Origin of the sequence: Bacillus sp. CH_70 (genome assembly GCF_038007045.1) — a bacterium.
Taxonomy (GTDB): Bacteria; Bacillota; Bacilli; order Bacillales; family Bacillaceae_G; genus Bacillus_A; species Bacillus_A cereus.
Genome location: NZ_JBBOWL010000001.1, coordinates 4,109,354 through 4,136,195 on the forward strand (window position 1 = coordinate 4,109,354; position 26,842 = coordinate 4,136,195).

Consider the following 26,842-nt stretch of genomic DNA (forward strand, 5'->3'; position numbering starts at 1 on the left):
CCCTCTACCAACAGCTATGTAATGTGAAAGGGACACCTTCATACAGGTGTCCTCACTGCTGTCTTACATCTTTTTCTATTCTAGCATAAAACAAACGAGAAGTTAACCTTCTGGTTCAGTTTGGTTTTGCGCGTTCCCTTGCGTTACAACACTTGTTTTACTCGCATTTCCCTCATCATATTTGACATTTTTAACTGCAAAATAAATAAGAAAATGTCCAGCACCTAAAATACATAATAAGTAAGGTAAACTTTTTTCAGGTGGAAAGAATAGTACAGCACATAAAAAACTTAAAATAGAACAGATTCTTCCGGCGTTTAACCACAGCTCCCGAACAACGACATATTCCACACGCCATTCTCTCGCATTTTTCGCTCTACCAATTACGTCATATGTCATTGATCCATACGGAACAAGTAAAATAGGATATGCAATCGCAATACATGCCGCATAAATAAGTAATTTCGTGTATGTAACATTGAAAATAACTAAAAAGACGACAGCATATAAAATAATGCCTCCAAGTAAAATTGCTTTTTTTCGCCACTCCTTCTTTAACATACGAGCAACTAAGTAATAACATACAAAGGATACAGCAGAGTTCACTAAACTATATTTCCCTAATGCGAACTCACTATTAGTTGCTAAATAAACATATACTGAAATGACAAAAATAAACGTTCCTTCTCTCAATCCTTGGAAAAAATGAGCTCGTGTAATCTTTCCCCAGTTTTTATCAATCCGTCGTTCTTTCAATACTTGCACGATTTCATAACGCCCTTCACATTCTCTTTTAGATAAAAAGAAGCTTAAGACGACAGCAATTGCAAATAGAACTAATGAAAGAAAGAATATAACAGTATAACCACTCCATTTCTCCATACGTGAAATTGTGTATCCTGCTGCTATTGGTCCGATCATCCCAGAGAAGGATGTAAGAAGTCCAAGAAACCCATTAAAGAAATCTCTTGTTTCTGGTTCTGTAATTTCAAATGTCAATAAGTTAAAAGCCAACCAGTAAAAACCGTATCCTACTCCTAAAAGAGCCCCCATTAATAAAATATACTGAGAAGCACTTTTCCCCGCTACTAAGACAACAATAAAAAAAATTGCGAGCGTTCCTACTCCTATTCGTAATAAAATCGAGCGATCGATACGTTTCGCTAATTTTCCCCCTACAAGAAATGTGAGAGGCTGTAATATAACGCTGGCCAAATTATACAAGCCAAGATTCACATAATTTTGTGTTTGTTTCCATAAATAAATATTTACAAACGTATTCGATAAAGAAATTGCGAGCGTGTATAAACCTCCTATAAGGAGCAATAACACTAAATCCCGATTCACTTCAACGTCACCAATTATATGTTTCCACTTCATACACAACTCTCCTTTACTTCATGTTCTAGTCTTCCAAAGACAAGCCCAATTATGTAAAAGGAAAGCATAGAAAAAAAGCTAGGGGTTCTCCCCTAGCTTTTTTCTATATTTATTACAATTATTTTGCTTCTTGGTAACGTTTTTCAGCAGCGTTCCAATCTACAACGTTCCAGAATGCACCGATGTAGTCTGGACGACGGTTTTGGTAGTTTAAGTAGTAAGCATGCTCCCAAACATCTAAACCGATAACTGGCGTTTTACCTTCAGTTAAAGGAGAATCTTGGTTTGGAGTGCTTGTTACTTCTAGCTCACCATTGTTTACTACTAACCAAGCCCAACCAGAACCGAAGCGAGTTGCGCCAGCTTTTGCGAATTCTTCTTTGAATGCATCGAAGCTACCGAATTTTGCTTCAATTGCAGTTGCAAGTTCACCTACAGGTTGTCCTCCGCCGTTTGGAGATAGGATTGTCCAGAAGAATGTATGGTTAGCATGTCCGCCACCATTGTTACGTACTGCTGTACGGATTGCTTCTGGTACTTCGTTTAAGTTTGCAACTAATTCTTCTACGCTTTTGTCAGCTAATTCTGCATGACCTTCTAAAGCAGCGTTTAAGTTTGTAATGTACGTGTTGTGATGTTTTGTATGATGGATATTCATTGTTTCTTTGTCAAAGTGAGGCTCTAAAGCATCATACGCATAAGGTAAATTTGGTAATTCGTGTTTTGCCATTGTTATATTCCTCCCAGTTTATGTATTGCCACTTAAGTGACATACAACTTCATTCTACCCTAATTGCCATAGGGTGCAAACAAATAAATCACATTGTCTTGCTATCATTAAAGTAGCAAAATTCCCACTTCTTTTCAATTAAAATGCTCATATATTCCGTAAAAAAAGCTTCCTTCTACAAGGAAGCTTCCTGCTAACATAATAAACATGCGAAATGGATATGGACCCTGTAGGACTCGAACCTACGACCGGACGGTTATGAGCCGTCTGCTCTAACCAGCTGAGCTAAGGGTCCACAATTATGTATGTAACAACATATCAAATAAAGGAATTCCTATCGGATATGCCCTTTAAGAAATGTAAGATAAATTTACCATATAGAAAAGAAAAGTGTCAATTGTATTTTTCTTATTTAAAAGAAGAAAGTTAATAAAAAGAAATTTAGTTATCTCCACTATATGTAAATATAATATATCTTGAGATTCTGTAGATTCCTACGTTACAATGATTTTATACATACATAAAGGAAGTGAATCTATGTCCATATTTACCCAATTCGTAAAAAGCATATACTCGCCTAAAGATATGGCGCTATTCCGTTTTCAAAAAATCGGTAAAACCATTTTGTATATTATGCTACTTTGCTTAATTACTACTATTCCAAGAACTTTTTTGTACGGTAGTTTTATCCAAGATGGTGTAGGCATGGTAAATCAAGTCATCGATAAAGATTTACCTGATTTTAAAATTGAAAATGGCGAACTAAAAGCCGATATTGATCAGCCTATTGAAAAAGAAGAAGGAAATGCACTTTTCGTATTTGATCCAAATTCAACAGACCTAGAAAAATATCAAAATAAAACAGGTTTATTTGTTTTAAAAGATAAAGTAGTCTCTATGGGAAATGGTCAAACACAAACGTATTCTTATAACGATTTGTTAGGTGCATCTCTTGAGAAAAAAGATCTACAAGAATTTATTTCTTTATTCGATAATATTTATCCAATTTTATTATTTGTTATTGGATTCTTAGTGTACCTATTCCAATTATTCATCACTTTTGTAGGCGTGACTTTACTTGCGTTCATCGGTTCTGCTATGAGCGGTCAACGTAAACTATCCTATAAACAAGTTTGGACACTAACTGCATACAGCTACACAATCCCAACCATTTTCTTCATGATTATGGATTTATTCAAAATCGTCGTACCTGGGGCAACATTCATTTATATCGCTGTTGTTTTAATCGTTCTATACTTAACGATTAAAGAGGTACCCCAACCGAAAGAAAAATAAAAAAATGCCTAAATAGGCATTTTTTTTTTGGACAAGCATATATTCCTAGCAAAGGAGTGAAGAATATGAAGAGGTTAGGTATATTCCTATTCGTGCTTGTTCTCGGTTATATATTTTATTACGATATAAAAATCGGTACTTTACCGATGTTAAGTTCATATAAAAAAACAACTGCTGCCCAAACGATTAAAAAAGAAAACACAGACAGCCAACAAAATAAAGAGAATAAAACAGAAAAAGAAACGGATACATCTTATAAAACAATTGAAGTAAAAACTGGCGAGACAGTTCTTTCTATTACAGAACAAATTAACAAGAAAAAAATTCCTTCCATAGAAAAAGTCATTGACGACTTTAAACAATTAAACAAAAGTACATCTGCTACAAAAATACAAATTGGAAAGTCTTATAAATTCCCGTTATATCAATAAGCCATCACTTAATCCTTGTCAATTACATAAAGGCGCTGATACAATAGTAAAAGTGAAACCGAGCACTTCGGTTTCTATAGCCCTATATCACGTATACTATCATTGATATGAGGGACTAAATAAGAAACTTCTTTTATAAGGAGAGCGATCTATTCGTGAATGAAATGACTCATCGTACAAAAACACGTCCAGTTAAAGTCGGTAATTTAACAATTGGCGGTAATAATGAATTAATTATACAAAGTATGACAACAACAAAAACACATGATGTTGAAGCAACAGTTGCTGAAATCAAGCGTTTAGAAGAAGCTGGCTGTCAAGTCGTCCGCGTTGCCGTTCCAGATGAACGCGCAGCTAATGCTATTGCTGATATAAAAAAACAAATCAACATTCCACTTGTTGCTGATATTCATTTTGATTATCGCCTTGCTTTAAAAGCAATTGAAGGTGGCATTGATAAAGTACGTATCAATCCAGGTAATATTGGTCGTCGCCATAAAGTAGAAGCTGTTGTAAATGCAGCAAAAGAGCGCGGTATTCCAATCCGTATTGGTGTAAACGCTGGTTCATTAGAGCGCCACATTTTAGAAAAGTACGGATACCCAACTGCTGATGGTATGGTTGAGAGCGCGCTACATCATATTAAAATTTTAGAGGACTTAGATTTCCACGATATTATCGTATCTATGAAAGCCTCTGATGTTAACTTAGCAATCGAAGCATACGAGAAAGCTGCTCGCGCTTTTGATTACCCATTACATTTAGGTATTACAGAATCTGGAACATTGTTTGCTGGAACTGTAAAAAGTGCCGCTGGTCTTGGAGCAATCTTAAGTAAAGGCATCGGAAATACACTACGTATTTCATTAAGTGCTGATCCAGTTGAAGAAGTAAAAGTTGCTCGTGAATTATTAAAATCATTCGGTCTTGCGTCTAACGCAGCGACACTTATCTCTTGTCCAACTTGTGGTCGTATTGAAATCGATTTAATTAGCATCGCTAACGAAGTGGAAGAATACATCTCTACACTTCAAGTACCAATTAAAGTTGCAGTACTTGGTTGCGCTGTAAATGGTCCTGGTGAAGCTCGTGAAGCTGATATCGGTATTGCTGGTGCACGTGGAGAGGGATTATTATTCCGTAAAGGGCAAGTCGTTCGTAAAGTACCAGAAGAAACAATGGTAGAAGAACTGAAAAAAGAAATCGACGTAATTGCTGCTGAAATGGCTGCTGAACGAGAAAAAGAAAAAGAGACACAAGAACAATAAAAAGAAGGTTGCCACAATATTTGTGAGCAACCTTCTTTTCTACGTAAAAAAAGCTCGTCAGTTATATAACCGACGAGCTTTTACTTTGCACATTTTGGACAACGACCATATATTTCAAACTTATGACCCGTTACTTCATAACCAGTAAAATCTTTATTCATAAAATCCATTGGGCAGGAAGTAATCTCTTTCGTCCCACCACAATCCAAACAAATAAAATGATGATGATGTTCCATAATAGAACAAGTGAAACGAAAATGTTTTTCACCATTTAATTCCGTTTGTTCTAAAACACCAATCTCAGCAAAAACTGTTAAGTTACGATAAATCGTATCAAAACTAAGCCCTGGATAATCGTCTTTCATATGCTCTAAAACGTCTTTCGCAGTTAAATAACGATTATGTGCTGCAAATAATCTGAGCATCTCTTCTCTTTTTCCAGTATGTTTGTATCCTTTTTCCTTCATTAGGCGTAAAGCTTCTGTTAGATTCATACCTATCCCTACTTTATGCAGTTTTTTTCTTCTTCCATAAAATCGCACCGATTAAAATAAGAACTGCTATCATAACAATTGTACCACCTGGTGCTAGATCAAGTTGATACGAAGCAAACATTCCACCAATTACTGCAATTTCACCAAATAAAATGGAAAAGAAAATTGTTTGTTTAAATCCTTTAGCAATACGAATACTTGCTGCAACTGGTAACGTCATTAATGATGATACGAGAAGAACCCCTACTACACGCATTGATACTGCAATGACAAGAGCAACTAATATAATGAAAATAAAGTGAATCCATTTCGCTCTTAAACCAGTTGATACTGCGTATTCCTCATCAAATGATAGTAGAAACAGCTCTTTATATAATAAAATAATTGTCGCAACAACAACAATTGCTACAATCCCAATAATAATTAAATCCGTACTTGTTACAGCACTGACACTACCAAATAAATAACTAAATAAGTCTGTGTTAAATCCATTTGCAAGTGAAATGAAAATAACTCCAACTCCCATCCCTGCCGAAAGGATAATCGGAATTGCTAATTCTTGATAGTGCTTATATACAGTTCTTAACTTTTCGATTAATAGCGCTCCACCAATTGAAAAAACCATCCCCATATATAAGGGGTTTAAAAATCCACCTGTAAAAATGGTTTTTTCAAGTAATAAACTTGCTGCAATACCTGATAACGTCACGTGACTTAATGCATCCGCAATAAGAGATAAACGACGAATAACAACAAACACACCTATTAGCGGTGCAACAAGTCCAATTAAAATACCTGCATATAAAGAATTACGTAAAAAGTCATATTGTAAAAAATCTTGTATCATTATATCCTCCCGTGATGCTCATGTTCGTGTTCTAAACGATGAACATGATGTCCATATAAGACGGACATTTCTGCATCTTCTAACTCTCGGAACTTCTCTACATTTCCATGGAAATGTAGATGTTGGTTTAGGCATGCAACATGTGTTACTTTTTCGGTAACAGCTCCCATATCATGAGTAACAAGAATTAATGTGATCCCGAGCCTTTTGTTTAAATCCTCTAATATTTCGTAAAAACTTTCCACATTTTTCACATCGATTCCAACAGTAGGCTCGTCTAAAATAAGCAATTCAGGATCGCTAACGAGCGCACGAGCAATAAATACACGCTGTTGCTGTCCACCAGAAAGCTCTCCAATATTACGACCTTGAAACTCACTCATCCCTACATCAGCAATTGCTTTTTCTACCTTTTTCTTATCCTCTTTTGTGAAAAAGCGAAAAAGCCCTTTTTTCGAAACAAGTCCCATTGACACAACTTCAGAAACAGTTGCTGGAAAACCAGAATTGAAACTATTTGCTTTTTGGGATACATAACCAACTTTATTCCATTCCTTAAACTTCTTACTATCAACGCCAAACACACGAATGCTTCCTTCTTTTGGCTTTAAAACGCCTAATAAACACTTAAGTAAAGTTGATTTACCTGAACCATTCGGTCCCACTAAACCTAAAAAAGCTCCCTTCGGAACTTGCAAATTAATATTTTCTAACACATTCCGATCTTCGTATCGGAATGTTAAACCTTCAATCTCTAATATATTATTCATAGCATCTCACCTATTTTAATTCAGAATGATTCCGATTTATATCTATTTGAATTATAGTACAGCTTATTATAGTTGTAAACCAATCTGCCTAAAATATATCTATTTTTTCAAGAAACCTTACTATTATAACAAAAAGCAGAGAAAAATTCTCTGCTTTCGAAAAATATTCCTATATACGTTTAGTGAATAGCCGATTTAAACTTACCACCATTTGTCTCTTGCGTGCTCATAATCGTAACAAACGCATTTTCATCAATTTCATGCACAATTGACTTTAACTTCGTCACTTCTAGACGCGTTACAACTGCATAAATAACTTCTTTTTCTTTATCTGTATAACCACCTTTTGCTACAAGCTTTGTAGTTCCACGACCGAGTCGATGTAAAATCGCATTTGATACTTCCTCATATTGATCAGATACAATTAAAACTGCTTTCGTTTCATCTAACCCTTGAATTACTGTATCGATTGTTTTAAATGCAATATAGTACGTCATAACAGAATACATCGCTTGTTCCACACCAAACACAAATGCTGCCCATGCAAAAATAAATAAGTTCACAAACATTACGAATTCACCAACAGAGAACGGTAATTTCTTCGTTAATAAAATCCCCATAATTTCAGTTCCATCTAACGATCCACCATGACGAATTACAAGTCCTACACCAAGACCTAAAATAAGACCACCAAACACAGTCGCTAAAATAGGCTCTGTTGTAAACGGTGGCACCGCATGTAACGTTGACTCAATGAATGCTAGTGCTACAATACCAAATGCCGAAGATAACATGAATGTTTTTCCAATTTGCTTATAACCCGAATACATAAATGGGATATTGAGAACAACGACTAAAGTAGAAAAACTTAACCACCAAATATTAGGAGTAAGGTAATCTAATATAAGAGAAATACCAATAATTCCACCATCAATAATTTTATTTGGCATTAAAAATAGTTCAATCGCTACCGCTGCGCATGCTGCCCCAAAAATAATCATAACTAAACGATAAATGAGATGAATAACACTTTCTTTTCGATGTTGCTTTTGCTCCATAGGTCCTCCCTTTACTCTTTTTCTGTAGTTTTGTCCTTATATTATAACATACGCTTCTTTTCCTCATGAAAAAAGAAACTCTATACGAATATGTACAAGCTATATGCTCATATATTTCGATAGAAGAACGCCTGAAGGAGGATAACAAGATGAACCTCATTAAACAAATTGTTAATAAAAAATTAAATCATATTTCTACAAAAGAGTTATTAAAATATAGCAAAGAATATGAAGTTTCTATTACGACTGCACAAGCTGACCAAATCGTTTTACTTATGAAAGGTAAAAATATTAATATTTACGATAACAACGAGCGACTAGAGCTCTTAAAACAGATTGCAAAAGTAACTTCCCCTGCCACTGCCCAACAAGTAAATACATTATTTCAGCAATTACTAAAATAAGGAGGGGAAATCCCCTCCTTATTGCGCTTTAATTTTTTCAAGAAGCCCTTCATCAAAAGTACCGTTTTTCAGCATTTCGATTTCCAATTTGTATGGTGGCTTCTTATCTTTTTTATCTTCCCCTACATACGGTGTTTCAAGAATTTTTGGTACATGCATTAACTGTGGATGATGTACAATGTGATGCAACGCTTTATACCCAATGTGACCAAATCCGATGTTTTCATGACGGTCTTTTCCTGCTCCGCGTACATTTTTACTATCATTAATATGAAGTACTTGTAAACGATCTATACCAACGATCTTATCAAATTCGTTTAATACACCGTCAAAGTCATTTACAATATCATATCCTGCATCGTGCGTATGACACGTATCAAAGCATACAGATAGCTTTTCATTATATTTTACGCCATCAATGATCTTTGCAATTTCTTCAAAGCTACGACCACATTCTGTTCCTTTTCCTGCCATCGTCTCTAACGCAATGTTAACCGTCTGTTCTGGCGTTAGTACTTCATTAAGCCCTTTAATAATTTGTTGAATACCAGCATCTGCTCCAGCACCAACGTGCGCTCCTGGGTGAAGAACAATTTGTTTCGCTACACCTAATGCCGATGTTCTTTCAATTTCCATACGAAGGAAGTCTACACCTAATTGGAATGTTTCTGGCTTCGTCGTATTCCCAACATTAATAATATACGGCGCATGGACGATAATTTCCTCAATACCATTCAGCTCCATATGTTTTCTTCCTGCTTCTATGTTCAATTCTTCAATTGGTTTTCTTCGTGTATTTTGCGGTGCACCTGTATAAATCATAAACGTTGTTGCACCGTATGAAACAGCCTCTTCACTTGCTGCTAATAACATGTTCTTACCACTCATGGAAACATGAGATCCAATCTTTAACATACAATCACCTCTTCAATATACAATAGATATAATGATAGCATAATTTGTAGAAATATGTAGTGAATTGTTTGTTCACAAAAGACGCACTACACAAATTTATATGAGTATTTAAACAGACTATACTCTTCATTTAAATTAGCGAGATTAAAAAAAGATAAGGGAAACCCCTTATCTTTTTTTATTGCTATATTTTCTCTTCACTTTGTCACGTTCTGTTGCAAGTTTACGTTTATAGTTTGGTTTTACTTTTTTCGGTTTTTTAATAACTTTCGTTGCCATAACGTCAAGTTCGTCATTTGGTTTTTTACGGCTCTTACGACGACGACGCTCACCTAAATCTGCCCACTCATCTCCGCGTAAATCTACATGTTTAAACTCGATATGACGTTGTTTTTCTAAGCTATCTAATGCTTCTTCGTTTGCTGGATCATAAATCGTCACTGCAATACCAGAATGCCCGGCACGTGCTGTTCTTCCAACGCGGTGAACGAAGAAATCTAAATCTGATGGTAGCTCATAGTTAATAACATGGCTAATTCCTTCAATATCGATACCACGTGCTGCTAAATCAGTCGCAACAATATATTGGAATTCAAGGTCACGAATTTGTTTCATCATTTTTTTACGATCACGTGGTGATAAATCCCCGTGAATTCGTCCAACTTTTAAGCCGCGTTCCATTAATCCATCAGCAACTTGATCTGCCATTTTTTTCGTATTCGTGAAAACAACTGCTAAATACGGTTTAAATTGAAGTAGCATTTTATTCACTAAATCAATTTTATTACGATGTTTAGAAGGCACTAAATAGTGTTCAATGTTTCCAGCTGCAACTTGTTTTGGATTGATATGAATATGCTCTGGATTCTCCATATATTTCTTCAGAAACGGTTTTAGTTTTTGAGGAATTGTTGCAGAGAAAACTAGCATTTGCAAGTTTTTAGGCATGCGTGCTGCAATTTTATCTACATCGTGAATGAATCCCATATCAAGCATTAAGTCAGCTTCATCGACAATAATCGTATTTGCTTTATGAACAAATAATGCTTGTTCTTCTACTAAGTCTTTAATACGTCCTGGTGTCCCGACTACGATATGAGGTTGTTTTTTCAACTTTTCAATTGAACGTTGTTTATCAGTTCCACCAATTAAACAACGCGCTGTAATCATTTGATCTTCCGCACAGAATTTTGTTAATTTCACAATCTCTTCGTAAATTTGTTGTGCTAACTCACGAGTAGGTGCTGTAATAACAAGTTGTACTTCTTCACGGCTTGCATTAATTCTGTTCAATGTAGGAAGTAAGTATGCATGTGTTTTCCCAGAACCTGTTTGGGATTGTCCAATTACACTTACACCTTTTTTCACGACCGGGAAAATTTTCTGCTGAATTCCTGTCGGCTCTGTAAAGCGTAGTTCACGAACTGCATCTATTAAAAATGGTTTAAAATCATACTGTGTAAAAGTTTGTTGTGTCATAAGTTACACCTTCTTTCTAAATTTCTACTGCGCGCACAAATCAGTCAAGTCTACATTATATCGAAATCTACAAGTAAAATCCATCTTTAGTTTAGGTTTTCCCTTCAAAAACTAACCTTCTTCCCCCTTATTGCATATTGTATGTGTATATACCTAACTGAAGAAAGGAGGATTTCTCACATGTTTCCAAAATCCCCTACAAGACAAATGTATCCAAATCAAGGGCAGCAACCTTATACACCATATCCAATTCCACAACTACCACCAATGGCACAAAAAAAGAAAGGGTTCCTTGCTAAACTCTTTAAAAAACACGATCCAACCGAACCTTACATGCAAATGGTTCCGCCTTATCGACAAATGGAAGGACCACCACCAATGATGCACCAGCACCAGCAACCGCCACCTCAATATCGGCAACAATATCAACCCCAATATCAACAGCAATACCCACAGCAGTACTCACAGCAATATCAACCATACATGCAGCAGCATCCAGAGCAAATGATTCCCCCTCAAATGTACGAATCAAACGAAACGCGCGGCGGTGCAACAACTACAGCAGCATCCAGTAGCGGCATCGGCAGTTTTTTTGCGAATTTAATTTCGAATCCAACTAATATGATAAACAATATAGAAAAAGTATCCCAAGTCGTTCAATCTGTAAGCCCTGTCGTCGAACAGTACGGCCCTATTATGCGTAACCTACCAAGCATTGTTAAAATCCTCACCTCTGGAAAAAGTACGGAAGAAGATTCAACTAAAAATCAGGCTGAAGACATAACAGAAAAGGTTGAGGTAGCAACTCCGCCTCCTCCACAAAAAAAAAGAAAAAGAAAAAAAATAGTGATTGAGCCAGTCATAGAAAAAGAATTACGAGAGGAGCCTGTTCAAAAAACAGCAACAAAACCAAAACTATATGTGTAACAATCCTTTGTTTTCTATCCACTCCTCCTTTATAATGTAAAAGACTATGCACAAAAGTATCCCTTGTTTAGAAGGAGAGGATTACTCATATGAAAATTGTTAAAATTTCCCCTCGTGGTTATTGCTACGGTGTTGTCGATGCAATGGTAATTGCACGTAACGCCGCATTAGATAAATCATTGCCGAGACCCATTTATATTTTAGGTATGATTGTTCACAATAAACATGTTACAGACGCTTTTGAAGAAGATGGAATCATCACATTAGACGGTCCAAGTCGCTTAGAAATTTTAGATAAAATTGATTCTGGTACTGTTATTTTCACTGCACACGGTGTTTCTCCAGAAGTTAAACAACGCGCAAAAGAAAAAGGTTTAACAACAATCGATGCCACTTGTCCAGATGTTACCAAGACACATGACCTTATCGAAGCTAAGAAAGCGGAAGGGTATCATGTCATTTATATCGGTAAAAAAAATCATCCAGAGCCAGAAGGCGCAGTTGGTATTGCACCTGACATCGTTCACCTTATCGAAAAAGCCGATGATTTAAAAACATTAGAAATCCCAACAGATAAAATTTTAGTAACGAATCAAACAACGATGAGTCAATGGGATGTTCAACATTTAATGGAGGACATTCAAAAAAAATTCCCAACAGCAGAATTCCATAAAGAAATTTGTTTAGCAACTCAAGTTCGCCAAGAAGCTGTCGCTAAACAAGCTGATGTTGCAGACTTAACAATTGTTGTCGGTGATCCGAAAAGTAACAACTCAAACCGTTTAGCACAAGTGTCACAAGAAATTGCTGGTACGAAAGCATACCGCGTTGCAGACGTAAGTGAGATTAAATTAGAGTGGCTACAAGGTGTAGAAAACGTAGCTGTTACAGCAGGTGCTTCTACTCCAACTCCAATTACAAAAGAAGTTATCGCTTTCTTAGATCAATATGACCCAATGAATCCCGCTACATGGGAGAGAGTTCGAAAAGTACCGTTACAAAAAATATTACCTCGTGTAAAAGTGAAAAAAGAACAATAATAAAAACCGTTGCCTATATGAGCAACGGTTTTTATTTTTCTTATACAAATGTAAATGGATCTGTATGTAATTGCGAAGCATGAATGTGTACATTGAGTTTCTTTGCATCCACTTTTTCTTGTAATTGCTTTTGCACACCTTGCTTCATTACTTTTTCAACGTTATGTCCTGGGTCAACTATATTTAAACCGAGCATCATCGCATCATGAGCAACATGATAATACATGTCACCTGTTACATATACATCTGCTCCTTTAAATTTAGCTTGATTGATGTATTTGTTACCATCACCACCAAGTACAGCTACTTTGCGCACTTTATCATCTAATTTCCCAACAACTCGTGCACCCTTTACATCTAATGATTGCTTTACATGTTCTGCAAACTGTCCAAGTGTCATTTCTTCTTTTAAGTATCCTATTTTCCCAAGCCCTAATGTTTCGCCTTTGTTATCAAGTGGATACACATCATACGCTACTTCTTCATATGGATGTGCCGTTACCATTGCTTTAATCACTTTTCGTTGTAGTGAAACTGGAATAATCGTTTCGATCCGCACTTCTTCTACGCGCTCTAACTGTCCAGTTTCCCCTACATAAGGATTTGTCCCCTCTTGAGGTACAAACGTACCTGTACCCTCGCTACTAAACGTACAGTGGCTATAATTGCCGATATGACCAGCACCTGCGTCTCCTAATGCTTTTCGTACTTCCTCGGCATGAGTTACTGGCACAAACACAACAACTTTTTTCATTTCTTCTGCATATGTCGGTGCCAAAACTTCTGTATTTTGCAACCCTAACGCCTCAGCAAGTAAATCATTTACCCCGCCCTTGGCAACATCCACATTTGTATGCGCTGCATAAATGGCAATATCATTTTTAATACACGTTTCAATAATTCTTCCGTACGCTTTATCTGTATGAATCGCTTTTAACGGATTAAAAATTAAAGGATGATGCGCGATAATGACATTCGCTCCTAATTGAATCGCTTCCTCCACAACTTCGTCCGTTACATCTAATGCAATTAATACGTGTTGTACAGATTTATTAAGCGCTCCAATCTGCAGACCAATTTTATCTCCTTCCATCGCCAGATGCTTCGGATACATACTTTCAAATAAAGAAATAATTTCATGGCCGTTTGGAATTTTACTCATGATAAAATCTCCCCTATCATTTTCATTTTCGCTTCTACTTCTGCACGTTTCGCTTTTGTTTCTTCAGAATTAGCCGCACGTTCTAACTGTTTTAAAATATTTTGGAAGTTTTTCAATTCCCCTTCCCATTTTTCAACGAAAGCTTCACTTTTTTCTTTTATTAAAAATGGCCCCATAAACAATCCCGCTTGTTTATTTTCCGAGTAAGGTGCTTCGACATTTCCTCGCTCTCCTACTAAAATCTCATAAATTTTCCCATCTTCTTTTACGATTTTTTCATGGATAAGCTCCCAACCATTTTCAACAAACCATTCACGAATATGATGTGCTGCAATATTCGGCTGTAAAATTAAACGTGTTACACCTTCTAATTTTTCTTTACCACTTTCTAAAATGTCACGAATTAACGCTCCGCCCATTCCAGCAACCGTAATTACATCTACTTCTCCTGGCGCTATAACAGCTAATCCATTCCCTTTACGCACATCTACTTTATCTTGCAAGCCACTTTCAGCTACAGTTGCTTGTGCAGAGCGAAACGGTCCATCTACAACCTCTCCAGCAACTGCTTTTGTAGCAATATTATTTATAATTGTATAACACGGTAAATACGCATGATCCGATCCAATATCAGCAACTGTAGATCCTACCGGTATTTCACGCACAACTTCTTCTAATCGTTTTGAAAGCTTTACTTCATTCATGTATTTCCATTACTCCTTCTCTTGTCAGTCTGTCTCCATGATAATGAATTTATAGTAGTTGTTGCAAGCCCATAACAACAATTCACTTCTCTATCATTCATCGTATTTTAGAAAATATAGAAAAACAAGCCCTTTGCATAAGCAAAAGACTTGTCATACGGAACTTTATTTTTTCTTCGATAACCAATCAGCTACTTTAGTGGCTTGATCAGCTGGAACTATATTAGCAGGCATATTGCCCTTTCCTTTCGAAAGAATTTCTTTAATTTCATCCTTTGAAAGTTTCCCACCAATTTTTTGTAAGTTAGGTCCTACTGCCCCTTGTAGCTGATCACCGTGGCAGCTCGTACAGCTTTGCTTCACAATATCCTCTGGTTTTGATGCTGTTTGTGCTGGCTTCCCGCCATTTTTTGCATCAGCTAACTCTTTAGATTTATTTAGCCCCTGAAATGAAAATACAAACATAACGATAATACCCAATGCTGCAATAAGAGCGAACGGAATCAGCGGATTACGTTTCATATCTCTTCTCCCCCCTCTATACCCCTAAATAGTTAGATGATTCAGTCATTTCCATTGTACTTGAAAACGCTCTATCAGAAAAGAGAAAACTACTACTTGTTAAAAATATTCCATAAATTCAGTTTATTGTTTTTTATTGTCATATAGCTTATTATTTCGATAATTATTAACGTTTCTCATCATATTTTTCGCTTTTCTACATATATTTTTGTATAGAATAAACAAAATTAATCGAAAAATCGAAAAATGAGCATTTGCAAATCAAAAGACAATTCTGTAAAATAAATTACAAGAAATTGTAATCGTTGCCGATAGCTAAATTTTAACAAAAATTAACAAAATAAAAAAGTTTACTTCACAAAGGTGAAGTAAACTTAAAAAATAACCTATTCTAAGAAATCCTTAAGACGCTTACTACGACTTGGATGTCTTAATTTGCGAAGTGCTTTTGCTTCAATTTGACGGATACGCTCTCTCGTTACGCCGAATACTTTCCCAACTTCTTCAAGCGTACGAGTTCGTCCATCATCTAAACCGAAACGAAGACGCAGAACATTTTCTTCACGATCTGTTAGTGTATCTAACACATCTTCTAATTGTTCTTTTAGCAATTCATAGGCTGCATGGTCCGCAGGCGATGTTGCTTCTTGGTCTTCAATAAAGTCACCTAAATGGGAGTCATCTTCTTCACCAATTGGTGTTTCAAGAGAAACTGGCTCCTGTGCAATTTTTAAGATTTCACGTACTTTTTCTGGAGCAAGATCCATTTCTTCACCAATCTCTTCAGGAGACGGTTCGCGACCTAAATCTTGTAATAATTGACGTTGTACACGAATTAACTTATTAATCGTTTCAACCATATGAACTGGAATACGAATTGTTCGCGCTTGGTCCGCAATCGCACGTGTAATAGCTTGGCGAATCCACCAAGTTGCATACGTACTAAATTTGAAACCTTTACGATAATCGAACTTTTCAACAGCTTTAATTAGACCCATATTACCTTCTTGAATTAAGTCTAAGAAAAGCATACCACGGCCTACGTAGCGCTTTGCAATACTTACTACAAGACGTAAGTTTGCTTCTGCAAGACGACGTTTCGCTTCTTCATCGCCTTCTTCAATACGCGTTGCAAGTCGAATTTCTTCTTCTGCAGATAGTAAGTCTACACGACCAATTTCTTTTAAATACATACGAACAGGATCGTTGATTTTAACCCCAGGTGGTACACTTAAATCATTGAGGTCAAACTCTTCTTCTGTTTTTGTAATTTGGCGATTATTAGGGCCTTCTTCGTTGTCATTATCACCAACTAAGTCAATGCCTTGTTCACCTAAATATTCATAGTATTCATCCATTTGATCGGATTCAATTTCAAATCCATTCATGCGTTCTGCAATCTCTTCATATGTAAGAACGCCACGTTTTTTTCCGAGCTCAGTGAGTTGTTCTTTCACTTGCTCAAGGGTCATTTCAGTTTCAATTTGTTTAGAACGAGCTGGTTTGTCAGCCATCTGTTCCCCTCCTTACGCGAGATACAAACATTCATTATACTAAAACTTTATCAAAAAAGCTATTTTCTCGCTTTTTGATTTTGTAAATATGCTACATAATATTTAGCAGCCTCTACAGGATCTGTTTTTTCCATTTGTTTCACTTTAAAGATGATCTCCATCTTTTCAAGATTTTCCTGATGCCGCCTAAGCGTCTCCAAATGGCCTTGCAACACTTCTTCTGTGTATTCTGGATTAATAAATTCATCCGTCGAAATATCAGTGATAATATTTTTCAACTTTTCATCAGAGAGCCAACTTAAAAATGTTCCGACTGAAGGTTCATTTCCCTTTTCATAATATGCGTATAGTTCATATAAAATCCCTTTATGTTCTTCTGTATGAAAATCTTCTATATGGGATTCCATACGAACAGCTACTTCTGCACTTTGCAACATATGGTAAATAATTTCTCTTTCCGCTCTTTCAAAACCTGTTAACTTCGGTTTTGTTTGAACGACTTGAGACGGTTTAGCAACCTGCTTTATTTGTTTTTGCTGTACCTTTTGTTCTTTGCGATATTGGTGCAATTGATTCAAAAGTGTTTCCATTGAATACGAAAATTCTTGCGATAATGACTTCAAATATGACTCTGCCTGCATCGCATCTTGTAACAACGATAACTCTTTTAAAACACTTTTCACATATTCTTCTTTGCCAGACTCATCTTGCAAATTTTTCCCTAAACGCAAATAATTTATTTTAAAACCAACAAAACTCACACTTGATTTCACAAGATTTTCAAAAGCGGTAGTCCCATATTGTTGCACATATTCATCAGGATCAAGCTTATCTGGCAAGGATGTGACTTTCACTTGGCAACCAACTTTTAGCAATAATTGCCCTGCTTTCATCGTCGCTTCTCGCCCTGCTTTATCACCATCATAGCAAAGAACAACAGTTTCAACGTTACGTCGCAGAAGTTTTGCTTGTTCTTCAGTTAAAGCTGTTCCCATTGTCGCAACAGCTTCTTCCACACCACTTTTTACCGCAGCTAGCACATCGGCATATCCTTCAAAAAGAACCACTTGCCCACGCTTTCTAATAAACGGTCTTGCTTGGTGGAAGTTATACAACAATTTACTTTTGTGAAAAATCGGTGTTTCAGGGCTATTTAAATATTTCGGAGTGTCATCCCCTAACGCCCTTCCACTAAACGCTATCACCTTACCTTGTAACGTATAGATCGGGAACATAACTCTTCCACGGAAGCGATCGTAATGACTACCATCCTTCTCACTTCTTATTAGAAGGCCAGCTTGTTCCATACTAGACAGCGATAAACCTCTTTTTTGTAAAATTTTCGTCGCTGCATCCCAAGCAGGTGATGCATAACCAATTTCAAACTTCTCAATCATCTCTTTCGTAATACCACGGTTTAATAAATATGAAAGTGCTTCATTTCCCTCTTCCGTATTTACTAATAAATGATGATAATACTTTTTCAATAATTCATGAGCTTGTTGCATGATGACAGTGTCATCAGATATGTCTTCTTGTTGTCCTTGCCCTGATGTATACTCTGCAACCGCAATTCCATTTCTTTCGCCTAGCTTTTGAACAGCCTCGGTAAAAGCCAGTCCTTCCATTTTCATTAGAAAGGAAAATACATTTCCACCTTCTCCACATCCGAAGCAATGAAAAATTTGCTTATCAGATGAAACAGAGAATGAAGGAGAATTCTCACCATGAAATGGACAAAGGCCGAAATAGTTACGCCCCTGTTTTCTAAGTTGAACGTATTCACCAATCACTTCTACAATATCGGATGATGTCCGAATTTGTTCAACAACTTCTTCGGGAATTCTGTTCCCCATAACTCCATCTCCGTGTCGTATTTTGTATTCGATATAAATTAAAAAATTCCTTTATAATTCGACAATATTTTTCTAAACTTGTTAGAAAGTGTTGCCGATTACATTGTATAAACGATTTTGAACCTTTCCTATAGGTCCTTTATCTGCATAAATCGCATATACATACTTGCTATATAAAATTGTATACATTTGCTCATCTGTTACAAATGTATCTCTTAGAAACAATACATATACACCTTTTTACAAGAAGAGTAGCAAGCCACATATACTGTTTGATCTTGAGATCTGTAACATTTGCATGTTGATCCATATAACAATCAACTCCATTTTGTTCAGTATCTACAAAGATCCAATTGCCTTGCTATTTCCTTAAAGGATGAGCATATGATGCGACAAACAAAATTCCGACATGAAATTCCGCTCCAACTTGCACAATTTCAGCCTTCACGGGATATACATCTACACCAACTAATATGTTGTTGATGTTTTGCATATTTCTGTATTCTACATCCCTTCTGTGAATCCTTCCATAATGTGCGTTTTCTTGTATAGATTTTGTCGATTTAACGTAATTACATGTCTTTTTCGTAAATCCTATCCCTAGTTTATTCTGAAAAATTAAAGTCTAAACGTAAAATATAGGTTTTTATCACAATTTTTTATTATAATATATTTTCTTCAACTACGCTACATATCCCTTTATTTTTTCATCTTACATTTCAGGATGACAAACTCACACCTTGAATATACTAAAAGACAAAGGAGTATAAGTATAACCATTACACTACAATCTATTACAAAATCCATAGGTATCATATTTTACACGAGCGAAAAAAGCACATTCACCTTTGGTAAATGTGCTAAAACATTTTTTGGTTTTGCACTGCATTCACAATAATATTTGCTGTTTCTTCAATCGCTTTATTCGATACATCGATTACTTGGCAATTTATTTTACTAATTACTTCCTCAAAGTGATCAATTTCTTCTTGAATACGATTAATATTTGCATATGTTGCTCCATCACTTAATCCAAGTGATTTTAATCGTTCTTTTCGAATATGATTTAACTTATCTGGCGTAATTTTCAAACCGAAACATTTTTCTTTTGCCACTTGATATAGTTCTTCAGGTGGGTCAACTTCTGGCACGAGTGGTACATTCGCAACTTTCAAGCGTTTGTTATGAGCTAAATATTGGGAAAGTGGTGTTTTTGATGTACGCGAAACACCAATCAACACGATATCTGCTTTTAAGATACCTCGTGCATCTCTGCCGTCATCATACTTCACAGCAAATTCAATCGCTTCAATCTTTTTAAAGTATTCTTCATCTAACCTACGGACAACACCTGGCTCATATCTCGGCACTTGCCCCGTAATTTCTTCAATTTGATCAATAAGAGGGCCGATAATATCGTATGCCTCTACCCCTTCTTTTGCAGCCTCTGTTACTAAATACTGGCGCATATCAGGCTTAACTAACGTAAAACATATAAGTGCTTGATTACTCTTAGCAATCGAAATCACTTCTTTTAATGTCCCTGTATCTTCTACATACGGTACACGTCTAATATCAGGAGCAAACGGGAATTGCCCCATTGCTGCTCGAACAACCAAATCAGCCGTTTCCCCTACAGAATCAGATACGACATATACGATTTTATTATCCATTACATTACCTCACTTTAAACAAATTACACTTATTCGTTATTTACTAAATTTACAAACGCACGTGTAATATTTGTTTTTGTAATTCGCCCAATCACTTCTAAACCTTGTTTCGTATCTTTTACAACTGGCATTGCATCAATCTGTCTTTCTATTAATTCCATCGCAATATCATATAAAGAATCCTCTCTACGACACATCGCAATGTTTGGCATCCTTGTCATGATAATATTAACCGGAAGAGAGGTTAAATCCTGCTTTCCTAAGCTCGCTCTTAATAAATCTTTACGAGACACAACACCAACTAATAGAGTCATCTGATCTACAACGAACAATGTACCAACGTCCTCTAAAAACATCGTACAAATTGCATCGTATACGGAAACATTTTTATCAATTACAACCGGTCTAGATTGATAATCTTGTACTTTAATTTTCTTAACAGCTTCAGATAATAGCTGCCCCCCAGTTTTACCCGTATAAAAATAACCTACGCGTGGACGTGCTTCTAAATAACCAGCCATCGTTAAAATTGCTAAGTCTGGTCTTAGCGTCGCACGTGTTAGACCCAATTGCGCTGCAATTGATTCCCCTGTAATAGGACCGTGATCTTTTACAATCTGAATGATATGTTCTTGCCGTTTATTCAGCTCTATGATAATCACCACCTTTAATGCACAACGAAAAAAGTTATACTATCTCTTAAATATTATATACTAAATATGCTATTCGAAAAAGAAAGTATGTAAAAAGGACCGTATACGGCCCAAAATTATATTTGAAACTTATCAAGTTGTTCTAAAAAACGTCTTGATTTCAAATAAATTCCGCAATATTCATCATAATATGTATTCAATACTAAACGCATTTGTTTTTTTGTGCTATCCTTTACCGATACATTTCCGAGCCTATGTAAATCGAAATGGAAGAAAAGACGTAATAATTTATGAACAGCTTCTCCTACCGGTATACGATATGGGTCTTGCTCTGCATGACGTGAGCACAGAAAACCGCCTTCCCTTACGGAGAAGGCGACAAAGTCTGTTTCTTGATGACAAATCGCACATGTATCAAAGTACGGGCGCATCCCTAATACCGGAAGCATTTTCGTTTGATAAATTAATGATAATACTTCTGAATCAACACCCTCACACATATAATGCAACGTTTGATATAACATTTCAAATAAATACGGATTATGTTTTTTATCTTCTGTTGCTTTATCAGTTAACTCAACAATAAATGATGCATAAGCAGTTAAAAATATATCCTCGCGAATTTCTTTCATAGTTGAAATAATCTCGCCTTGTTGCAATGTTCCAAGCCCAGATCCCATTTGAATAAGAAAATGGCCATGTGTCATTAATTGCGACACAGATGCTAATCGGCTTTTCGGTTTTTTTGCCCCTCTTGCCATTGCACTTACCTTACCAAGTTCTCTTGAGAATATTGTAACAATCTTGTTCGTTTCTCCGTAATCTGTCGTACGGATAACGATGCCCTCAACTTTTTGAAACATGTTCGTCACCATCCAAGGTTTGAACAAAACGGGTCAAGAAATTGGAGAGTCTAGATGCGCTAGCTCCTCTTCATGTTGATCCATCTCATCGTTTACGTCTTTTTCCATTTCTTTCAAAAGCAAGTACGTTTCAATGCTTCCTGTTTTGGAGAAAAACTTCCAGGTAAAATCTAGCATAAGAATCCACCTTTCTCAATAAGCGTAGCCTATAAACCAATTTCCTTTGTTGTTATTAAATTGACCCATTTTGTCCATTTTCATGTGAGAAAAATTTTTCCTAATTTATCAAAGTTCATAAAAACCAATAATCAGTGGATGAACCAACCATCCACTGATTACAACTTTACTCTATTTTAGTACTCATCCTCGCGGAAACCTAGATCACGAAGCTGAGACATTTTATTACGCCAATCTTTTTGCACTTTTACCCATACTTCTAAAAATACTTTAGAACCAAGTAGCGCTTCAATATCAAAACGAGCTCGCTTACCAACTTCTTTTAACATTTTTCCTTGTTTTCCGATGATGATTCCTTTTTGTGATGCACGTTCAACAACAATCGTTGCATTTATATAAACTGCCCCGCCCTCACGCTTTTGAATCGCATCGATAACAACAGCCACAGAATGCGGCACTTCTTCACGTGTTAAATGTAGTACTTTCTCACGAATAAGCTCTGCAATAATAAATCTCTCCGGATGATCCGTTACTTGATTCTCTGGATAGTATTGTGGTCCTTCTGGTAAATACTTTTTAATTGTTCCAATTAAAGCGTCCACATTATTACCGTCTAACGCAGAAATTGGTACAATCTCTGCAAATTCATGTAGTTTACGATATTGATCAATTAACTCTAGTAATTGCTCTGGATGAAGTTGGTCAATTTTATTAATGACTAAAAATACTGGTTGTTTCGTTTCTTTTAATTTCTCAATGATGAATTCCTCACCACGACCAAATCCTTCAACTGCATTAACCATAAACAGAACAATATCAACTTCTTTTAATGTCGTTTGCGCCATCTTTACCATGAAGTCGCCTAATTTATGTTTAGGTTTATGTATTCCTGGTGTATCAATGAAAATAACTTGTGCATCATTTTCTGTATATACACCTTGAATTTTATTACGAGTCGTTTGTGGCTTATCACTCATAATAGCAATTTTCTGGCCGATAATACGGTTTAAAAATGTAGATTTTCCAACATTCGGTCTGCCAATAATAGAGACAAAACCTGATTTATAACCTTTTCTATTCATGTAAATCCTCCGCTAAAAATGCTCCTGGTAACAATTCTCCGACTGTCGTCTCTTGAACGTCACCATGTAAGTTTGATAAGTATACTTTCGTATCCTGTTTACATAATTCTACCATAACTTGTCGACATGCTCCACAAGGAGGTACTGGGCGCTTTGTATCTGCTACAACCGCAATGGCTACAAATTCTTTATCTCCTTCAGAAATCGCCTTAAATAAAGCTGTTCTTTCAGCACAATTACATAAGCCATATGATGCATTCTCAACATTACATCCACGATATACTTTTCCACCGCGCGTTAATAATGCTGCACCTACTTGAAATTTAGAATATGGTACGTACGCTTGTTTACGCGCTTCGATTGCTTCTAGAATTAATTGTTTACTATTCATATTCCCGCATCCTTCCTGTTCACAGCTATGAAGAGATACACTCTCTCATTAAAGGCCCTTACAGCACTTCCGAAGCTTAATAAAAGCTTCGGAATGCAACTATACCATATACGGTAAAAAGATAATAGCACCAATTATAACAGCTATAATTGCAAACAATAAAACCGCTCCTGCCGCAACATCCTTTGCAATTTTTGCAAACGGATGAATATCGGCAGTCGCTAAATCTACCGTTTTTTCCACAGCCGTATTTACCATCTCTAAACTCATTACACTCCCTATTACAATAAGTAATATCATCCACTCTATTTTCGTAATATGGAAATAAAAGCCGCAGCATATAACAATGACTGCGGCTAAATAATGGATTTTCATATTTCGTTCATGACGAAAACAAAAGAATATACCAGCTATAGCATATCCAAAACTATCTATAAGTTTTCCTTTTTTCATCGTCCTAATCCAAAAGCTTCTAAAATTTCTTTTTGTCTTCCGAACATTTCTTTTTCATCTTCTTCTGTCATGTGATCATAACCAAGTAAATGTAAAAAGCCATGTAACGCCAAAAATCCAAGTTCACGATCGAAAGAATGTCCGTACTCTTCAGCTTGCTCTTTCGCCCTTGGAATAGAGATAATAAGATCCCCTAACATGCGCGGCATCTCTACACCAACAATCTCCATTTCTCCTTCTCCCATCTCTTCCATGGCAAAGGATATTACATCTGTAGGTTGATCTTTATCTCGGTAATCACGATTAATTTCTCTAATGCGCTCATTATCTACAAATGTCACCGATACCTCCGCACCATCCTCGATATTTTCCATTTGAGCTGCTTTTTCTAACACTTCACGAATTAAACTCATATACTCTTCTTTTACTTCTTCTGTTTCATCAATAAAATCAATTAACAAACTCATTCTTTCTCCTTTTCTTCCGGAGGTTCCGGATATGTAATACGCGAATGGAAAATACCATTTAACGTTTCACACAACGTTTTTCCAACGATTTGTAGTTCCTTAAACGTCAAATCACATTCACTAAATTGACCGTCTTGCAGTCGATCTTTAATAATATTTTGCACCAAATTATTAATTTGTTCTGGCGTTGGGTGATTCATAGAACGTACCGCAGCTTCTACACTATCAGCAATACCAACAATTGCCGATTCTTTCGAAGTTGCTTTTGAACCTGGATAACGGAACATCTCTTCTGTATATTTTTCTTTATCTTCTTTAATAGCTTTATAATAAAAATATTTCAGTAACGTTGTACCGTGATGTTGCCCAGCGATATCAATAATTTCTTGTGGAATATGATATTCTTCGAGCATTCTTACTCCATCCGTTACGTGAGCAATTATAATATCTTTACTCGTTACAGGATCTAATTTATCATGCGGGTTTTTAATTCCCATTTGGTTTTCAATAAAGAATTGCGGTTGTACTGTTTTTCCTACATCATGATAATATGCCCCTACACGCGCTAATACACCATTTGCCCCAACTGCTTCACAAGCAGCCTCAGAAAGATTCGCTACCATTACACTATGATGATATGTCCCTGGCGCTTCTAACAAAATTCTGCGTAAAAGCGGATGATTTGGACTTGATAGTTCCATAAGCTTCATACTTGATACGATTCCAAGTCCACTTTCTAAATATGGTAAAATCCCCATAGCCAAAACGGATGATATAATCCCTGAAAGTGAAGCCATTAATAATTGCGTACCAATTTCAAGAGGCGAAAAATTCCCATTACGTAATAATAAGAGCGCCGCTAATACGACTACATTTAATACAGAAACGAGTATACCGGCTTGTAAAATCATTGTACGACGATTTTTTTCTCGCAAGAAAATACTAACCGATAATGAACTTAACAATACGTAAATCCCTACACTATAATTTAATGTACTCGTTACTCCTTCATTAAACATAATACTTCCGCATACAGAAAAAATCATACTCGTTAAAAAGACAAATCGATCACCAATCATTAGTTTTACAAGTATTGTTCCCATCGCAACTGGGACAACATATGCAATCCCTGCGTATTCAAGTTTTTGAAACAAACTAATGATTTTCATTAAGACGATTGTGATAGACAAAATTGTAATATACGCTAAAACATACGGTCTATCTTCTCTTTTTCTCTTTAAAAATAATTCAAATTGTTTATGCATAAAGTATAGTAATACACCAATGAGTACCGCTAATCCAACATAAGGTTGAAAGCCGTTCCCTTTTTCTAACAAACCAACTAATTTCAACTGATTATACACATCACTTGAAATCGTTTCACCTTCTCTAACAAGAACTTGTCCTTGAAGAATATAAACAGGTGGAACTAAATCTTCCTCTGCTTTTCTCTTCTCTTTCGTTAAGATCGGGTCATAAAAATAGTTCGCTGAAATTGCATATCTTCCTAGCGCCTTAATTGACTCTTTTAAACCATTATCAACATTAACACTATTCATCTCACTTACATATCGTTCTTTCGCATCTTTCAATTCGTCCATTTTAATATGCTCAGTCATGATACTATTAATCGCTGTGACCGCAGCATCTTTCGCTAATACTAATTGGCTCGAATCTGCATTAATCAAATTTAGTAAGTTTGAATCAGATAATTCTTTCGTTAAGTCAGCGGGTAGTTTCTTTTTTAACTTATCCACTTTCTCAGCATCAGTCATCTTTTTTTGATCATCCGGTCCAACAGCTTTAATCTCTTGCACCACTTCATCCACTTTAGCAAAGACGTCATTCACAATATCAACTTTGTTTTGTTTATACTCACTTTTATATGTATATTGATCTTCAACTTTTGTAGCGGCTTCTTTTTTCTTTTTATCCGTTGTAACTTTATCTTCAATTTTTATAGGAGAATGGATTGTCTTTTTCGCAATAGAATACATATTAACATCTAATTGTTCTGGTTTTACATTATTCATAAGCGCAAAAAACAGCACTGCTCCTAACACAACGTAAGAAATCCAACTTAGTTTTTTCGAATGTTGTAAATTACGAAACCACTTAGAAATTTCTTGAGATCTTGACATGATTTCAATACCTTCTCCTCTCCAGAAATAAAGTGAAACTATTTATAGCTTTCATTTCTTCTACCCAACGATACTTTGAGGCAACATTTTACACACCAGTACCTATAGTTTATTTTCCTTATCTTTCATGATAGTAAAAAATATG

29 protein-coding genes and 1 tRNA gene are annotated in these 26,842 nt (G+C 36.0%); 6 read left to right on the forward strand and 24 right to left on the reverse strand.

Annotated features, from left to right (window positions below; all coding sequences use genetic code 11):
- Positions 1–102 precede the first annotated feature (102 nt).
- The 3 genes from N2V79_RS20970 to N2V79_RS20980 form a co-directional block, all read right to left on the reverse strand.
- Positions 103–1,380, reverse strand: a complete 1,278-nt coding sequence (locus N2V79_RS20970; RefSeq protein WP_023523062.1) for an MFS transporter — start codon at positions 1,378–1,380, stop codon at positions 103–105.
- A 118-nt stretch (positions 1,381–1,498) separates the two neighbouring features.
- The gene (sodA, locus tag N2V79_RS20975; protein ID WP_001052031.1) at positions 1,499–2,110 is read right to left on the reverse strand and encodes a superoxide dismutase [Mn]; all 612 of its coding nucleotides are present in this window, start codon (positions 2,108–2,110) and stop codon (positions 1,499–1,501) included.
- 221 nt (positions 2,111–2,331) lie between these two features.
- Positions 2,332–2,405, reverse strand: a tRNA-Ile gene (locus tag N2V79_RS20980).
- 242 nt (positions 2,406–2,647) lie between these two features.
- On the opposite strand from N2V79_RS20980, the gene yqgB reads away from it, so the two are divergent.
- The 3 genes from yqgB (at position 2,648) to ispG (ending at position 5,105) form a co-directional block, all read left to right on the forward strand.
- Positions 2,648–3,406, forward strand: coding sequence for a protein YqgB (yqgB, locus tag N2V79_RS20985; RefSeq protein ID WP_000021895.1), 759 nt, complete (start codon positions 2,648–2,650; stop codon positions 3,404–3,406).
- A 65-nt stretch (positions 3,407–3,471) separates the two neighbouring features.
- Positions 3,472–3,837, forward strand: coding sequence for a protein YqfZ (gene yqfZ, locus N2V79_RS20990; RefSeq protein ID WP_000825415.1), 366 nt, complete (start codon positions 3,472–3,474; stop codon positions 3,835–3,837).
- 164 nt (positions 3,838–4,001) lie between these two features.
- Positions 4,002–5,105 (forward strand): flavodoxin-dependent (E)-4-hydroxy-3-methylbut-2-enyl-diphosphate synthase, encoded by a 1,104-nt coding sequence (gene ispG / locus N2V79_RS20995; RefSeq protein WP_161114734.1) that lies wholly within the window; start codon positions 4,002–4,004, stop codon positions 5,103–5,105.
- Between the two features lie 80 nt (positions 5,106–5,185).
- Here ispG and N2V79_RS21000 read toward each other — a convergent pair whose 3' ends face one another.
- The 4 genes from N2V79_RS21000 to N2V79_RS21015 all read right to left on the reverse strand — a co-directional run bounded on the left by N2V79_RS21000 (position 5,186) and on the right by N2V79_RS21015 (position 8,274).
- Positions 5,186–5,599 (reverse strand): Fur family transcriptional regulator, encoded by a 414-nt coding sequence (locus tag N2V79_RS21000; RefSeq protein ID WP_001054516.1) that lies wholly within the window; start codon positions 5,597–5,599, stop codon positions 5,186–5,188.
- A gap of 13 nt (positions 5,600–5,612) precedes the next feature.
- Positions 5,613–6,446, reverse strand: coding sequence for a metal ABC transporter permease (locus N2V79_RS21005; protein WP_000613817.1), 834 nt, complete (start codon positions 6,444–6,446; stop codon positions 5,613–5,615).
- Entirely contained in the window at positions 6,446–7,216 is a 771-nt protein-coding gene (locus tag N2V79_RS21010; RefSeq protein WP_001059662.1) for a metal ABC transporter ATP-binding protein, read from the reverse strand. The genes N2V79_RS21005 and N2V79_RS21010 overlap by 1 nt, the downstream gene beginning before the upstream one ends.
- A 179-nt stretch (positions 7,217–7,395) precedes the next feature.
- On the reverse strand, positions 7,396–8,274 hold the full coding sequence (locus N2V79_RS21015) for a YitT family protein (protein ID WP_000435960.1): 879 nt from the start codon (positions 8,272–8,274) through the stop codon (positions 7,396–7,398).
- Positions 8,275–8,423: 149 nt separating this feature from the next.
- Between N2V79_RS21015 and N2V79_RS21020 the strand changes: the two genes are divergently transcribed.
- Positions 8,424–8,678: a DUF2624 domain-containing protein gene (locus tag N2V79_RS21020; RefSeq protein ID WP_001048958.1), complete on the forward strand. Its 255-nt coding sequence runs from the start codon at positions 8,424–8,426 to the stop codon at positions 8,676–8,678.
- A gap of 18 nt (positions 8,679–8,696) precedes the next feature.
- On the opposite strand, the gene N2V79_RS21025 is transcribed toward N2V79_RS21020, so the two are convergent.
- A complete protein-coding gene (locus tag N2V79_RS21025; protein ID WP_000912471.1) occupies positions 8,697–9,593 on the reverse strand; it encodes a deoxyribonuclease IV in 897 nt (298 codons plus the stop codon).
- A 168-nt stretch (positions 9,594–9,761) separates the two neighbouring features.
- Entirely contained in the window at positions 9,762–11,072 is a 1,311-nt protein-coding gene (locus tag N2V79_RS21030; protein ID WP_000194023.1) for a DEAD/DEAH box helicase, read from the reverse strand.
- A 180-nt stretch (positions 11,073–11,252) separates the two neighbouring features.
- Here N2V79_RS21030 and vrrA point away from each other — a divergent pair, with 180 nt between their 5' ends.
- Positions 11,253–11,999 carry a VrrA/YqfQ family protein gene (gene vrrA / locus N2V79_RS21035; protein ID WP_000484179.1) on the forward strand — a complete coding sequence of 249 codons (747 nt, stop codon included), beginning with the start codon at positions 11,253–11,255 and terminating at the stop codon, positions 11,997–11,999.
- Between the two features lie 89 nt (positions 12,000–12,088).
- Positions 12,089–13,039: a 4-hydroxy-3-methylbut-2-enyl diphosphate reductase gene (locus tag N2V79_RS21040; protein WP_000706657.1), complete on the forward strand. Its 951-nt coding sequence runs from the start codon at positions 12,089–12,091 to the stop codon at positions 13,037–13,039.
- A 40-nt stretch (positions 13,040–13,079) separates the two neighbouring features.
- On the opposite strand, the gene N2V79_RS21045 is transcribed toward N2V79_RS21040, so the two are convergent.
- From N2V79_RS21045 to N2V79_RS21115, 15 genes are all read right to left on the reverse strand, one after another.
- A complete protein-coding gene (locus N2V79_RS21045; protein ID WP_340720196.1) occupies positions 13,080–14,201 on the reverse strand; it encodes a Nif3-like dinuclear metal center hexameric protein in 1,122 nt (373 codons plus the stop codon).
- Complete coding sequence (locus N2V79_RS21050) at positions 14,198–14,905, reverse strand: tRNA (adenine(22)-N(1))-methyltransferase (RefSeq protein WP_001006547.1); 708 nt, start codon at positions 14,903–14,905, stop codon at positions 14,198–14,200. Before N2V79_RS21050 ends, N2V79_RS21045 begins: the two co-directional genes overlap by 4 nt.
- A 165-nt stretch (positions 14,906–15,070) precedes the next feature.
- Positions 15,071–15,427, reverse strand: coding sequence for a cytochrome c550 (cccA, locus tag N2V79_RS21055; protein WP_000828142.1), 357 nt, complete (start codon positions 15,425–15,427; stop codon positions 15,071–15,073).
- Positions 15,428–15,813: 386 nt separating this feature from the next.
- Complete coding sequence (gene rpoD / locus N2V79_RS21060) at positions 15,814–16,941, reverse strand: RNA polymerase sigma factor RpoD (RefSeq protein ID WP_000764066.1); 1,128 nt, start codon at positions 16,939–16,941, stop codon at positions 15,814–15,816.
- 59 nt (positions 16,942–17,000) lie between these two features.
- Positions 17,001–18,797, reverse strand: a complete 1,797-nt coding sequence (gene dnaG / locus N2V79_RS21065; protein ID WP_340720197.1) for a DNA primase — start codon at positions 18,795–18,797, stop codon at positions 17,001–17,003.
- Between the two features lie 81 nt (positions 18,798–18,878).
- Complete coding sequence (locus N2V79_RS21070; protein WP_000479733.1) at positions 18,879–19,022, reverse strand: hypothetical protein; 144 nt, start codon at positions 19,020–19,022, stop codon at positions 18,879–18,881.
- Positions 19,023–19,657: 635 nt separating this feature from the next.
- Complete coding sequence (locus tag N2V79_RS21075) at positions 19,658–20,470, reverse strand: pyruvate, water dikinase regulatory protein (protein ID WP_000368944.1); 813 nt, start codon at positions 20,468–20,470, stop codon at positions 19,658–19,660.
- A gap of 29 nt (positions 20,471–20,499) precedes the next feature.
- The gene (locus N2V79_RS21080; RefSeq protein WP_000583756.1) at positions 20,500–21,132 is read right to left on the reverse strand and encodes a helix-turn-helix transcriptional regulator; all 633 of its coding nucleotides are present in this window, start codon (positions 21,130–21,132) and stop codon (positions 20,500–20,502) included.
- 107 nt (positions 21,133–21,239) lie between these two features.
- On the reverse strand, positions 21,240–21,986 hold the full coding sequence (recO, locus tag N2V79_RS21085; protein WP_000487011.1) for a DNA repair protein RecO: 747 nt from the start codon (positions 21,984–21,986) through the stop codon (positions 21,240–21,242).
- A 33-nt stretch (positions 21,987–22,019) separates the two neighbouring features.
- On the reverse strand, positions 22,020–22,163 hold the full coding sequence (locus N2V79_RS21090; RefSeq protein ID WP_000883924.1) for a YqzL family protein: 144 nt from the start codon (positions 22,161–22,163) through the stop codon (positions 22,020–22,022).
- Positions 22,164–22,339: 176 nt separating this feature from the next.
- On the reverse strand, positions 22,340–23,245 hold the full coding sequence (gene era, locus N2V79_RS21095) for a GTPase Era (RefSeq protein ID WP_001080230.1): 906 nt from the start codon (positions 23,243–23,245) through the stop codon (positions 22,340–22,342).
- Complete coding sequence (locus tag N2V79_RS21100; protein ID WP_088022801.1) at positions 23,238–23,636, reverse strand: cytidine deaminase; 399 nt, start codon at positions 23,634–23,636, stop codon at positions 23,238–23,240. The genes era and N2V79_RS21100 overlap by 8 nt, the downstream gene beginning before the upstream one ends.
- Positions 23,637–23,735: 99 nt before the next feature.
- Positions 23,736–24,089, reverse strand: a complete 354-nt coding sequence (locus tag N2V79_RS21105; RefSeq protein ID WP_000715464.1) for a diacylglycerol kinase family protein — start codon at positions 24,087–24,089, stop codon at positions 23,736–23,738.
- Positions 24,086–24,556 (reverse strand): rRNA maturation RNase YbeY, encoded by a 471-nt coding sequence (gene ybeY / locus N2V79_RS21110; protein ID WP_088022803.1) that lies wholly within the window; start codon positions 24,554–24,556, stop codon positions 24,086–24,088. Before ybeY ends, N2V79_RS21105 begins: the two co-directional genes overlap by 4 nt.
- Positions 24,553–26,697: an HD family phosphohydrolase gene (locus tag N2V79_RS21115; protein WP_088022805.1), complete on the reverse strand. Its 2,145-nt coding sequence runs from the start codon at positions 26,695–26,697 to the stop codon at positions 24,553–24,555. The genes ybeY and N2V79_RS21115 overlap by 4 nt, the downstream gene beginning before the upstream one ends.
- Between the last annotated feature and the right edge of the window lie 145 nt (positions 26,698–26,842).